10 protein-coding genes are annotated in these 13859 nt (G+C 23.2%); 9 read left to right on the forward strand and 1 reads right to left on the reverse strand.

Annotated elements, in window-relative coordinates:
• Positions 1-784: 784 nt before the first annotated feature.
• On the reverse strand, positions 785-1018 hold the full coding sequence (locus KHD59_RS02025) for a hypothetical protein (protein WP_213680486.1): 234 nt from the start codon (positions 1016-1018) through the stop codon (positions 785-787).
• A 435-nt stretch (positions 1019-1453) separates the two neighbouring features.
• On the opposite strand from KHD59_RS02025, the gene mscL reads away from it, so the two are divergent.
• The 9 genes from mscL (at position 1454) to KHD59_RS02070 (ending at position 13445) form a co-directional block, all read left to right on the forward strand.
• Positions 1454-1882, forward strand: coding sequence for a large conductance mechanosensitive channel protein MscL (gene mscL / locus KHD59_RS02030; RefSeq protein ID WP_004995365.1), 429 nt, complete (start codon positions 1454-1456; stop codon positions 1880-1882).
• A gap of 498 nt (positions 1883-2380) precedes the next feature.
• Complete coding sequence (gene secA, locus KHD59_RS02035) at positions 2381-4900, forward strand: preprotein translocase subunit SecA (protein ID WP_215905406.1); 2520 nt, start codon at positions 2381-2383, stop codon at positions 4898-4900.
• 38 nt (positions 4901-4938) lie between these two features.
• Complete coding sequence (gene prfB / locus KHD59_RS02040; protein ID WP_004995362.1) at positions 4939-6033, forward strand: peptide chain release factor 2; 1095 nt, start codon at positions 4939-4941, stop codon at positions 6031-6033.
• A gap of 63 nt (positions 6034-6096) precedes the next feature.
• On the forward strand, positions 6097-6843 hold the full coding sequence (locus KHD59_RS02045; protein ID WP_213680485.1) for a YitT family protein: 747 nt from the start codon (positions 6097-6099) through the stop codon (positions 6841-6843).
• Positions 6844-6883: 40 nt separating this feature from the next.
• Positions 6884-8707, forward strand: coding sequence for a nitrilase-related carbon-nitrogen hydrolase (locus tag KHD59_RS02050; protein WP_213680484.1), 1824 nt, complete (start codon positions 6884-6886; stop codon positions 8705-8707).
• Between the two features lie 11 nt (positions 8708-8718).
• On the forward strand, positions 8719-9870 hold the full coding sequence (gene mnmA / locus KHD59_RS02055) for a tRNA 2-thiouridine(34) synthase MnmA (RefSeq protein WP_238120327.1): 1152 nt from the start codon (positions 8719-8721) through the stop codon (positions 9868-9870).
• 160 nt (positions 9871-10030) lie between these two features.
• Entirely contained in the window at positions 10031-11320 is a 1290-nt protein-coding gene (gene hisS, locus KHD59_RS02060; protein ID WP_213680483.1) for a histidine--tRNA ligase, read from the forward strand.
• On the forward strand, positions 11320-13062 hold the full coding sequence (gene aspS / locus KHD59_RS02065) for an aspartate--tRNA ligase (RefSeq protein WP_213680482.1): 1743 nt from the start codon (positions 11320-11322) through the stop codon (positions 13060-13062). Before hisS ends, aspS begins: the two co-directional genes overlap by 1 nt.
• A gap of 5 nt (positions 13063-13067) precedes the next feature.
• Positions 13068-13445, forward strand: coding sequence for an ATP-binding protein (locus tag KHD59_RS02070; RefSeq protein WP_213680481.1), 378 nt, complete (start codon positions 13068-13070; stop codon positions 13443-13445).
• Positions 13446-13859 lie beyond the last annotated feature (414 nt).

The following is a 13859-nucleotide window of genomic DNA, read 5'->3' on the forward strand; positions in this document are numbered from 1 at the left end:
AATCAAAATAATTTATACGATTCATTATCTTTAGATATGTATCAATATTTAAAAAAATGGTATTGTGATAATTTTATGTGTTCTAATAATCAAGGAAATTTAAAACCTAAAAATCTTGATATGAATAAAGTAATTTTATTTTTTAAAAAAACTTTATTTTAAATTATTTAATAATAAAATTAAAAATATATCGATAATATGAACAAGGGTGAATATGAAGATATAATATAATAACATCTATATCGCTACTTACTGAAAAATCTAGTAGTCTAAATTATATCAATATATTAACTTCTTATTAAATAGTTTATCAATGAAAACCTGGAATTTCACCGTTATCAAAACGATCACTGCCCCTAAACGTGTTAAGGTATAAATTGAGAGTAAATTGGATAATTCGCAAAGCAAAATTATTAAATTAATCAATCATAAGATAAAAGTTATTATTACTAAGAGTAAAGAACCTTTTAGTAGTTAGATGAGTAAATGATTAATGCGCAATTATTAAAGATAATCGACCTTTTCAATTAAATTATCAAATAAGAAATTAATGCAAAATGAACAACTTGAACAATATCTATTAAGTATTTAATTAAATCATTACTAATAAAGGTTATTAAATAAAAGTCATCGACAAAAAAGCATTAAAATCAACTAATAAGTTGATTTTTATAATTTTATTAATAGATTGTTAAATTGGAATTAAATTTTTTGTAGTTTGTTTTTTCGAATATATTTATCAATAAAATTTTTATTTTTTTATTCATTGTATCTATCTATTTTTTTATTTTTTGTTGTTATTTTTTTTTATTATTCCTACTTGATAACCTATAAATACAAAAATAATTCCACTAAATACAGTTAAAAAAGATAAAATTAAAGGAAAAAAAATACTCTTATTATTAAACCCGCAAAAATAACCCCATTTATAAAAAAAGTAGGCTAATAAAATTGTTAATAATATAAATAATATCCAAAATAATGTAATACCTGCAAATTGTGTTTCAATATTTTCCATGGTTTTATATCCTTATTTATTAATTTTATAAATATAAATAAAAAATTTATTATTAAATGTTATCAATTCTAAAATATATTTTTTACTCTAATAAATATTTTATATTTTTATTTTCATTTTTGTGCTAAATTATATTTTAATAATGACTTATTATTATTTACTATGTCATTATAGTTATATTTTTTGTATTATTTGACATATTGATTTTTTTATTTTAAAATATATCCGGATATTTCACTATAATATAAATTTTTCTAATTTGAAAGTTAAAATTAAAGGTTTTTTATTTTTATATTCGTTAAATGTTTTTTTAAAATATATTTAGTTAATAAATTTTAAACATCTTTGAAAAATACAATATATAATAAAATATTAAGAAATATTGTTATTTTTTTGTATTTAAAAAAATTTTATTAAAAAAAGAGAGGTTTAAAGATGTCATCTGAAAACATTAATTTAAATAAAGTTAAAGAATTTAAAAAAGGATTTCAGGATTTTATTAATAAAGGTAATATTATTCAATTAGCAGTAGCTTTTATATTAGGGCAATTATTTACTAAAGTAGTTAGTTCTTTAGCTACTGACATAATTATGCCTCCTATTAATTATCTTTTTAGCGATACAGGTTCTTCTTTACAAACTTTAAATTGGCAATTAAAAAATAATATTTATTTGAATTACGGAATCTTTTTACAAAATGTTTTTGATTTTTTATCTGTTTCTTTCATTTTATATTTAATTGTTTCTTATTTTTCAAAATATTTTAGTAAAAAAAATCAAAATGAAAATAAAATGACTATTGAACATGAACAAGTTAAACTTTTAAAAGAAATTAAAGACGTTTTAATTAATCAAAATAGGTAAAAATTAATTTTTTTCACTAAGATAATTATTTTATAATAATTGCAAAATTAATTTTAAAGAGTGCTTTTTGTTTCAAAATACAAAAGCGCTCTTTTATTTTTGTTTATATTAATTAATATAGGTATTTTGATTCTTTTATTTATTAAAAATAAATTATTAATATTTTCAATTGGTTTTAATAATTTATTAATATTTAGTTTAATATTTAATTAGTAAATTTTAAAATATGGTTTTTTGGAATGATAATGATTTTGTTGCTAAATAATTAAGCAAAAATATATTTTTTTTAGTAGTTTTGATATAATTAATAGGATAAAACTTATAATTTTTTTTATATAAAATTTAATAAATATATATTTTATATGTTTTTTAATAAAAATAATATATTAAAATTTTATTTTTAATTCGAATAATATTAATGATTATTCGGTAGTTATTGAATTTATTAAAATTTGTATTATTAAAAAATATTTTTAACAAAAAAGGATTTATGATCTGATGATATTAAAATGCGCACAAACAATATTAGACTTTGTAAAGAATTTTTATAATCCTTCTGCTAGATATTTGAAAAAAATTAAAAAAGTTGCTGATAAAATTGACAAATTAAGTCATATTATGTCCCAATTAAAAGATGAAGATTTTCCTAAAGAAACCCTTAAATTGAAACAAAAATTAAAAGAAGGAATGTCTTTGGATAATATTTTGGTAGAAGCTTTTGCTTTAGCTCGAGAAGCTTCTACAAGGGTAGCTAAAATAACTCCTTACTATGTGCAATTATTAGGAGCTATAGTTTTACATAAGGGTAACATTGCAGAAATGAAGACTGGAGAAGGTAAAACTTTAACAGCTGTTATGCCGGCATATTTAAATGCCTTAGGAGGCAATAGTGTTCATATTGTGACTGTTAATGAATATTTAGCGCGTCGTGAAGCAGAAGGTGTTATTGGGGATATTTTTCGTTTTTTAGGATTAAGTGTAGGTTTAAATCTTAAAAATAAAAGTATTCAAGAAAAAAAAATAGCTTATAATTGTGATATTTTATATTCTACTAATAGTGAAATTGGATTTGATTATTTGAGAGATAACATGGAAAGTGATATCAATAATGTTTTAATGACTCGTGAATATGGTTATGTAATTATTGATGAAGTCGATTCTATTTTAATTGATGAAGCTAGAACTCCTTTGATTATTTCTAATAATGTAACATCTGGTATTAAATTTTATAGAGATGCTGATCGTTTTGCTAAAAGTTTAAAATCTGAACATTATGTGATTGATTTAGAATCTAAAACTATTGAATTAAATGAAGAAGGAATTCGAAAAGCAGAATTATTTTTTAAAATTAATAATTTATATAGTAATCAAAATTCTTTTTTATTACATTTTATTAAAAATGCTTTAAAAGCTTGTTTTATTATGGAAAGAGATAAAGATTATTTAGTACAAAATAATCAAATTGTGATTATTGATCAATTTACAGGTCGTGCTTTAATAGGTCGACAATTCAGTGATGGTTTGCATCAAGCTTTAGAGGCTAAAGAAAATTGTATTATTAAAGCTGAAACTGAAACATCTGCGACGATTACATATCAAAATTTATTTCGAAATTATAAATTAATATCTGGTATGACTGGTACAGCTAAAACCGAAGAAAAAGAATTTATTAGTATATATAATATGAAAGTTATTCAAATCCCTACTAATAAAAAAATGATTCGCGAAGATGCTTCGGACTTAGTTTTTTTAACTTTAAAGGAAAAATGGAAAGCTTTAATAGAAGAAGTTAAAATAAGACATTCTAAAAAACAACCTATTTTGATAGGTACTGTTAGTGTGGAAGTTTCAGAACAAATTTCTAAAGATTTAAAAAAAAATAAAATAGCTCATGAAGTTTTGAATGCTAAAAATCATTTGAAAGAATCTGAAATAATTGCAAAAGCCGGTAACAAAAGTGCTGTTACTATAGCTACCAATATGGCTGGAAGAGGTACAGATATTCGTTTAGCAGAAGGTGTAGCTGAGTTAGGCGGTTTAGCTGTTTTAGGTACAGAAAGGCATGAAGTGCGACGAATTGATAATCAACTTCGCGGACGGGCAGGTAGACAAGGTGATCCTGGTTATACTAAATTTTTTGTATCTGCAGAAGATGATTTGATAAAACGTTTCGGTTCTGATAAAGTTAGTAAGTTAGTTACTTTGTTGCAATATAGTAAACATCAACAAAATAATGCAGTTTCTTCGCGTTTTTTAACGAATTTATTCACTAATATACAAAAAAAAATTGAATCTTCTAATTTCGAATATCGTAAATTTGTTTTAAAATTTGATTCTGTTTTACAGTTACAAAGAGATATTATTTACAAGCAACGTAAAGCAATTTTATCTTCTAATAAGGTTGAAGAAATTTTGTGGAATATTATGGATAAAACTTTAAAAAATAAAGTTAAAAATTTTGTAAATTCGATGAAACAAGATAAATTTCAAAAATTAGATAAACAAGCTATTATAGTTGAATTAATTCATTATTGTGAAATTAATTTTTTTGATAAAAATATTTTAACAAAAACAGATTTTGAAGATAATAATCAAAAAGACTTATCTTATTCTCAAATAGAATCAGTTATTTTAAACAAAGCTCGTAATATTGTAGATTTGCAAAAAAATAAATTTACTTCAGTTGGTATACAAAAATACTTAAATATTATTAAATTAATTATATTAAAAAATGTTGATATTAATTTTCAACGTCATATAAATGATATGGATTTATTAAGAAGAAGTATTAATTTTTTAAGTTATGGGCAACAAAATACTTTAACTGTTTACCAACAAGAAGGACAAAAATTTTTTAATCGTATGATTGATAATATTTCTCAAGATATTACAAAAATTGTTTTGAAATCAAATTTTTTTGAAGATTTGTTGGATGATTTAAATCCTACAGAATCATTACAATTAAATAATCGAGATAAAATTAAAATTAAAAAAAATATTAAAAAACCTTGGGATTAATTAAAAAAAATAATTTCCAGAGGGGATAATTATTTATAATGGAAAAATATGAATTTCATCAAATTTTAAATAATTTAAAATCTATTTTATTCAATTTAGAACAAAAAATAGATATCAAAAAAATGTTAGAACAATTGAAATCTTTTAAATTATTAATGGAAAAACCAAATTTTTGGGATAATACACAAGAAGCTGCGCATGTAACTCGAAAATTTAGTCAATTACAAAATAAAATTAATAATTTTACTAATTTACAAAAACAACATCAAGCTTTGACTTTATTATCTTCGGATTATGAGCTTAATGATGCACAAAATTTAACGTGGTTAATTTTAGAATTAAAAAAGTTACAAAAAGATATTAAAAATTTAGAAATTGAAGTTTTATTAAATCAAAATTATGATGAAAATAATGCTATTTTAATGTTACATTCTGGCGCCGGAGGTTTGGAATCTCAAGATTGGTGTGAAATGCTTTTTAGAATGTATAAAAAATATGCTCAAAAAAAACAATTCCAATTAGAAATTTTAAATTTACAAACAGGAGAAGAAGCTGGTATTAAAACTGTTAGTTGTCTAATTAAAGGTGTTTATGCGTATGGATATTTTAAATCTGAAAGAGGTATACATCGTTTAGTGCGAAAATCTCCGTTTGATGCTAATTTTAAAAGACATACATCTTTTGCTTCTTGCGAAGTTTTACCAGAGATTAATGAAGAAATTACTGTCGATATTCAAGAACAAGATTTAAGAATAGATGTTTTTCGTAGTAGTGGAGCTGGTGGTCAACATGTAAATACTACTGATTCAGCTGTTCGAATTACACATTTGCCTACTGGTATTGTAGTTAATTGCCAAAATGAAAGAAGTCAAATTCGTAATAAAGAAAAAGCTTTGCAAATTTTAAAAACTAAATTATTTCAATTAGCTTTACAGAAACAAAAAGAACAAGAAGCTAATTTAAAATCAGATCAAAAAGAAATTGGTTGGGGATCTCAAATTAGAAGTTATATTTTTCATCCTTATCAAAAAGTTAAAGATCATCGTACTAATTATGAAAGTTCTCAAATTATGGATATTATGGATGGTGAATTAGATGATTTTATTAATGCTTTTTTAAGAATCAAAAATTAATTTTTTATATTAAAAATTTAAATTTATTTAAAAATATTTTGCTAAAAAAGGAATACAAACAATATGAAGAAAGATCAAAAAATTTATAAACAGAATCTTCATAAATGGTTAATACTGATTGTAAATGATATTATTTTAGCAATAACTATATTTGTATTTACTTTAGGAAGTAAATTAAATGTAGGCGGAATTGATGGTTTAGCTTTAACGAGTGCACGTTTATGCAACTTATTTACAAATAATTCTTATTTTATATCGGATAAAATAATGATTTATTTTATGTTTTTGTATAATGTTTTAGCGATAATAATTGGATATAAAATATTTGGCAAAAAATTTATTTTAAAAAGTGCTATTTTGGCTATTATTTTAATGATAGTAATGTATTTTTTGCCTTATATCTTAGGTGAATCAACAATTTTTTTAAATCGTTTAATCATTTGGAATAATGAATATTGGAAATTATTTGTCTCTTCTATATTAGGCGGATTATTAATAGGTTTTACTCAAGCTAATATTAGAAAAATTGGATTCACTACCGGAGGTATGGATATTTTTCAACAAGCTTTAAAAGATATTTACGGAATGAATTTTAAAATTTCTTTATTGATTACTGATGGCATTTTAATATTTTTATCATCTATTTTGGAAAGTTTTGATCAAATAAATTTTTTTAATATGTTTTCGGAGATTATGATAAGAATTTTGTTATCCTTATCATCTATTTATATTATGGGTTGGATTATGGATAAAAAAGTTATATTTAATTTGATTGAAAATAATAATTCAAAAATGAAACTTGATAAATAAAATCATTTTATTAGAAAGGTTGATTACTTAAAATAACGAAATGTACAAGAATGGATTTTTAAAAATTGAATTAGCCAATCCCAATTTAACTTTGGGGAAATTTGATGAAAATAATGATATTATTTTGAGTGTTTTAGCAAAAAGCAAAGCGAGTTTTGTGGTTTTTCCAGAATTATGTTTAAGCAGTTATACAGCTGGTGATTTTTTTTTTGAAAATGATTTTAACAATAATATTTTAAAATCTTTAGATTATATTATTAAGAAAACTTCTTTTAAAGGAGTTTATATTTTAGGAATGCCATTAGTTTGGCAAGAGATGATTTTCAATGTAGCTATCGTTATACAACAACAAAAAATTTTAGGAATTGTTCCTAAATATACTATTCCGAATTATGAAGAATTTTGTGAAAAAAGATGGTTTACTTCTGGTAATGTTATTCCTGAGATGCAAGAAATTATTTTTTTAAATCAAAAAATCCCTTTTGGTAGTATTTTATTTATTAATGAGTTATATAATGTGTGTTTCGGAGTAGAAATTTGTCAGGATTTATGGACTATTAACTCACCTAGTGATTTATTAATCAAAAAAGGGGCGCATTTGATTTTTAATTTATCTGCTTCTACAGAGCATTTAGGTAAAGCGCAATTACGTCGCATGGCTGTTATTAATCACTCTCGTAAACAAATTGGTGGTTATTTTTATGTTAGTAACGGTATGAAAAGTGAAATGTCTAATGATGTGGTTTTTTCGAATCATAAAATAGCTGCTATTTTAGGTAATTTGATAGGTGAAAAGGATATTTTTGATTCAGAAACCAATTTAATTATAGATGTTTGTATGGATTTTATTAAACATCAGCGTTTAATTGATACTACTTATGCAGATCAGATATCTGAAGTAAAAAAAATAATAATTCCAAAATCTTATTTTTGTTTAAGAGAAGAAAAAGATTTTATTTTTGAAAAAAAATGGAATATTAAACCTTTTGTTAGTGAATCCGAATTAAACTCTCAATTAGCTCTTGCTAATCATTTGCAATGTTTATTTTTATGCAATAAATTATCGTCTTGTCCAGATAGTAAAATTTTTTTATCTATAAGTCCTAATTTAAATGATTTCATTAATTTATTAGTAGTTATTCAAAGTTTTAAATTAAACAACAAAAAATTTAATGATTTGAATGTTTTTATAGATGATTCCGACATTTTGTTTCTCGATGTAATTCAGGATTTTTTGCAAAAAATAGGAATTGATAATTATAGAAAATCTTCATTATTAGATTATAATGATTTATCAAATAACAATAAAAATATAAATATATTTAATCATAATTCGTTATCAATTGATCAAACAGGAATTAATATTTTTTTAGAAAATCATAATTTATCTGATATTAGTTTAGGTAGATTTACGAAAAGTTTTTATAATTTTGATTTAAGTTTTAATCTGAATATTGGTTTATCAGATACTTTAATAGCAGAATTAGTTTTTTTTCATCTAGAGAGAAATGATATATTTGCAAAATTTCAGAATTTAAAATCTTTTTATAGAAAGCAAGCCACTTTGCAATTAAATAATGAACATGTTATTAAAAAAGATTTTATTTTATATTATTATTTAAAATATAGTTTAACTTTAGAAAAAATTGCTTTTTTATTATCTAAAACGTTTGATATTTCTATAGAAAGCAGTTTAGATTTAACTTCGCAAATTTTAAAACGCTTTTATCAAAGTCAATATCAAAGAAATTATACATCTTCAGGTCCAAAAATTTTTGAAAATAGTTTGTTAGAACGCGCAGAAACCAATTTAATCTCCAAATTAAATTTAAAATTTTTATCTTTAAATTCGAAGAAAAAATAAAAAAGATTATTGTGAAAAAAAAGGTTATTATTGGTTTATCTGGTGGCGTCGATAGTAGTGTATCTGCGTTTATTTTAAAAAAAAGAGGGTATGATGTTGAAGGCGTTTTTATGCGTAATTGGGATAGTAGTTTAAATTATGATTTCCGAGGAAACCCTTTTATTAAACAATCTATTTGTCCTCAAATACAAGATTTTAAAGATGCCCAAAAAATTGCTGAACAATTAAAAATTAATTGTCATTTTGTTGATTTTTCTCAGGCATATTGGGATAAAGTTTTTTCTTATGTTTTAAAACTTTTTAATCAAAATTTAACCCCGAATCCTGATGTTTTGTGTAATAATTATATTAAATTTGCTATCTTTTCGGATTATGTTAATCGTAAATTTAAACCAGATTATATTGCTATGGGTCATTATGCACGTATTCAAGTTATAAATGGTGATCCGATTTTAAAAAAAGCTGAAGATCAAAATAAAGATCAAAGTTATTTTTTGTCTCAATTACAAAAAAAACAATTAACTAAAATTTTATTTCCTATAGGTGATTTAACTAAAATTCAGGTAAGAAAAATAGCTTATCAAGAAAATTTAGTGACAGCTAATAAAAAAGATTCTACAGGCATTTGTTTTATTGGAGAAAGAAGATTTGCAGATTTTTTACAAAATTATTTACCTATTAATAAAGGTTTAATTAAGGATACTAAAGGTAATATTTTACCTAAAAAACATTTGGGAGTGTTTTATTATACTATTGGTCAACGTAAAGGTTTAAATTTAGGTAATCTACCTTGTTGTAATTCATCCCCTTGGTATGTAGTAGGAAAAGATTTAGCGACTAATACTCTCTATGTAGAACAAAATTCTGATAGTATCTATTTATACAGCGATTCTGCTTTAATTACTAATGTTATTTGGCGAGATTATAAAAATTTTCGATATCCAAATATTATGACTTTAAAATCAAAATTTCGTTATCGACAACCTGAGCAAGAAATAAAAGCATATTGGATTGATTATCGACAATTAAAAATTTTTTTTAAAGAAAGGATTAAAGCGGTAGTTCCTGGCCAGATATGTGCTTTTTATTATGAAGATTTTTGTTTAGGAGCAGGAATGATTCAAGAAGTTTATTATAAAAATAAAAAGCGTAAATATGTTTAAAGTTATTATTAATTAATAATTATTATATGAAGTATAAGTTTTAAATATAATTATTGAATAATTGAAATATTATTTATATGATATTATAAAAACAATTTGTAATAACTGAATTTAGGGTTTTGTATGCAATGATGGTTTAAAAGGGATATTAAAGTTAGTTATGAATATTAAGAAAATTAAAGGTACTAAAGATTTTTTTCAAGAAGAAATGTTACATTTACAATTCATAGAAAAAAATTTAAAAAAAATTATTGAGAAATATCATTTCCAAGAAATACGTACCCCTATTTTAGAGTATCATGATATTTTTTATCATGCTACACCTCAATCTGAAATGGTTAATAAGGAAACTTATCAATTTTTAGATAAAAAAGGTCGAAAAATTGTCTTAAGACCAGAAGGAACGGCTGGTATCGTTCGTAGTTATTTAGAGAATAAACTTTATAATTTTGATGATATTTATAAATTTTATTATTGTGGTCCTTTTTTTAGATATGAGAGACCTCAATATGGCCGATATCGTCAATTTCATCAAATAGGCATTGAAATGTTAGGTAATTATTATGATTTATCTGAATTAGAAATTTTTTGTTTAGTTAATGAAATTTTAATTTTTTTTAATTTACCTCAGGCAAAAATTAAAATTAATCATTTGGGTAATGTGCAAACACGTCAAAATTTTATTAAAATTTTTTCTGATTATTTGCAAAATTTTTCATCAGATTTATGCCCTTTATGTTTAAAACGTAAGCAATTTAATATTTTAAGGATTTTTGATTGTAAAATTTGTCAAAATAAAATTTTTTTAAAACAAGCCCCATTAATTTTAAATTTTTTAGATTCATCTATTAAACATCAATTTGAAATATTTTTATCATCGTTAAAGAAAGAAAATATTAATTTTTGTGTTGATCCGACTTTAGTTAGAGGTTTAGATTATTATACGGATATAGTTTTTGAAATTGCATTATCTATACCTAATGAAGAACCTTTTGAATTAATTTTAGGTGGTGGTGGTAATTATAATGATTTAATTTATCATTTTGAAAGTAAAAAAAAGATTAAAGCTATAGGATTTGCTATTGGCATAGAACGATTAATGCTGGCTTTGCAGTATAATAATTTTTGGCAAAACATTGATTATAAATCATTAGATGTATGTGTGTTATCGGTTGATTATTCAGTCAATTATGAATCTTTTAGATTAATTCAAAAATTACGCCAAAATAATATTAATGCCGAAGTTATTTATAATACTGATGGACTTAATTTAACTAAATGTATTAAAAAAGCTTTAAAATTAAAACCTAATTATCTTATTTTTATAGGTGCTAAAGAATTGAAAGAAAATTTTTTGACAGTTAAAAATACTACTACAAAAATAATTTATAATGTTAATTTAAAAAATATTATTACTTTTTTAAAAAAGGAGTTAACTTTACAATCGTAATGAGCAAATATAGCTATAATAATAATGAAATTAATTTAAAAAATCAAGGTGAACAGGTATTTTTAAAAGGTTGGATTGCTCGTAAGCGCAATTTAAGTAATAAAATGTTTTTAATGTTGAGAGATTTTTCAGGATTAATACAATTAGTTATAGAACAAAACCATAAACAATATTCAGAAATATCTAAAATACCAATAGAAACTGTTGTCGAAGTTAAAGGTTTAGTGGTGGAAAGAATTAGTAAAAATCCTAATTTAAAAACTGGTGATGTCGAAATTATTATAAACCAATTGTATGTTTTATCAGAAGCGCAACCCTTACCTTTATTAATTGAAGATAAAAATACTAGTAATGAAAGTCATAGATTAAAATATCGTTATTTGGATTTAAGAAAAGAAAAACAAAAAAAATATTTATTACAAAGACATTATATTACTCAAAATATACGTCAAATTTTAATATCTCAGGGTTTTTTTGAGTTAGAAACTCCTATATTAGCGAAATCTACACCTGAAGGAGCTTTGGATTATTTAGTACCTTCGCGTTTGTATCCTGAATCTTTTTACGCTTTACCTCAATCTCCGCAATTATTTAAACAATTATACATGATTGCTGGATTTGAAAAATACTTTCAAATAGCGCGTTGTTTTCGCGATGAAGATTTGCGATCAGATCGTCAGCCAGAATTTACCCAAGTTGATATAGAAATTTCCTTTTGGTCTCAAGAAGAAATTATGAATTTAGTAGAAAAAATTATGATATGTTTGATTAAAAATTTTAAAAATTATGAAATCGATAAACCTTTTTTTAAATTAACTTATGATCAAGCTATGAAAAAATATGGTTCCGATAAACCTGATTTAAGATTTGATTTATGTATAGAAAATTTGACGAATTTTTTTGATTTATCATTGATATCATCAGAAATGATTAATAAATTGCATATTTTAGGTATTAGATTTTTTTTATCCGAAAAATCATTATTAAATAAAAAAACAATTTTACAATATTGTCGTTGGATTAAAAATCAATATCAATTAGATTTGTATTATTTAATTAAAATTAATGATAAAATTGAAGGTAACTTTATTAATGCTTTAAATAAAGAATTAAATTTTTTAACAAATAATGAATATTGTTTTTTTGTATTTGATTTATCTATGGGAAAATCTTATAACGCTTATGAATCTTTAGGTTTTTTAAGAAATAAATTAGCAAAAGATTTAAATTTAATTGATCCTCAAAAATTATCTTTATTGTGGATCATAGATTTCCCTTTATTAATTTTTGATGATATAGACAATAAATATAAAGCTATGCATCATCCTTTTACTAAACCTGAAGATTATTTAACTTTGGATCAAAATCCTCATGAGGCGAAAGCATGTGCATATGATTTAGTTTGTAATGGTTATGAGATTGGCGGCGGTTCTTTAAGAAATTATCAATACGATTACCAAAAAAAAATATTTCATAAATTAGGTTTTTCTGAAGCAGAAATGCATAAACAATTTGGTTTTTTTTTAGAAGCTTTGCGATACGGTACACCTCCTCATGGTGGTGTCGCTTTAGGTTTAGATCGAATTGTTATGTTATTGACTGATACAGATAATATTAAAGATGTTATTGCTTTTCCTAAAACTCAAACAGCACAAGATTTGATGTTACAGGCGCCTGCTACTGTAACTCAAGAACAATTGAATATTTTAAGTTTATCATTTTTATCTAAGGAAAATAATTGAAATTTATGTTTTTATTATCATTAGCTATTTCATTAAAAAGAGAATATAAATATGTCATTTCAGTTAGCGGTGGAGTTGATTCTATGACTTTATTAGATTATTTATATTCTAGAAAATTTCAAATAATTGTAGTTCATTTTAATCATTTAAAGCGAGAACGATCTTATCAAGATAAAGTTTTAGTAAACGAATATTGTCAATTACGTAAAATACCTTTTTATTATTTTGAATTAAATTTGGGAAATAAAAATTTTCAAAATCAAGCTAGTTTAACTCGGAAATTGTATTTGCAAAAAATAGCTGTTCAATATCAAACTCGTTATATTGTTACAGCTCATCATTTAAATGAGGGCGCGAAAGAAACATATAATTTTGTAATTTAACAAATTATTTGGGAACGGATGATTCCTAAAGGTCACGTAAACACTGCAAAGTGGGCTTGATTAATTATCTCGAAAGAGTAATTAATAACAGCAAAAGCACGAAAGCAAAATGAGGTGAAACAACTAACCAAAAAGTTATTGCCAGACCAGAAGTCAAGGAGAAGGTGTGAATCCCTAAGCGGTTAAAAAGCGTCGTAATAATAAACCTATACTCGGTAAGTTGTTATTTAATCCGAGAAAAGCTTTAATGGAACAAAATTATTAATCATTTTTAATTTTGTATCATCCCGAGCAGTCATTAAATTGGCAAATTAAAGGACTCTTATTATTTAATATAAGTTTAAATAATAGCCTCAGTTTTAAATTAACTGTAAACCGCACCTAAAACTTCATGTAGAATTATATCGTAACTTC

The organism is Sesame phyllody phytoplasma, assembly GCF_018390775.2.
Classification (GTDB): Bacteria; Bacillota_I; Bacilli_A; order Acholeplasmatales; family Acholeplasmataceae; genus Phytoplasma; species Phytoplasma australasiaticum.

Bases quoted from the DNA above. Each gene is read 5' to 3' on its own strand.
- secA (WP_215905406.1), top strand. From the start codon at position 2,381: ATGATATTAAAATGCGCACAAACAATATTAGACTTTGTAAAGAATTTT.
- KHD59_RS02050 (WP_213680484.1), top strand. From the start codon at position 6,884: ATGTACAAGAATGGATTTTTAAAAATTGAATTAGCCAATCCCAATTTA.
- prfB (WP_004995362.1), top strand. From the start codon at position 4,939: ATGGAAAAATATGAATTTCATCAAATTTTAAATAATTTAAAATCTATT.
- KHD59_RS02045 (WP_213680485.1), top strand. From the start codon at position 6,097: ATGAAGAAAGATCAAAAAATTTATAAACAGAATCTTCATAAATGGTTA.
- aspS (WP_213680482.1), top strand. From the start codon at position 11,320: ATGAGCAAATATAGCTATAATAATAATGAAATTAATTTAAAAAATCAA.
- mscL (WP_004995365.1), top strand. From the start codon at position 1,454: ATGTCATCTGAAAACATTAATTTAAATAAAGTTAAAGAATTTAAAAAA.
- hisS (WP_213680483.1), top strand. From the start codon at position 10,031: ATGAATATTAAGAAAATTAAAGGTACTAAAGATTTTTTTCAAGAAGAA.
- KHD59_RS02025 (WP_213680486.1), bottom strand. From the start codon at position 1,018: ATGGAAAATATTGAAACACAATTTGCAGGTATTACATTATTTTGGATA.
- KHD59_RS02070 (WP_213680481.1), top strand. From the start codon at position 13,068: ATGTTTTTATTATCATTAGCTATTTCATTAAAAAGAGAATATAAATAT.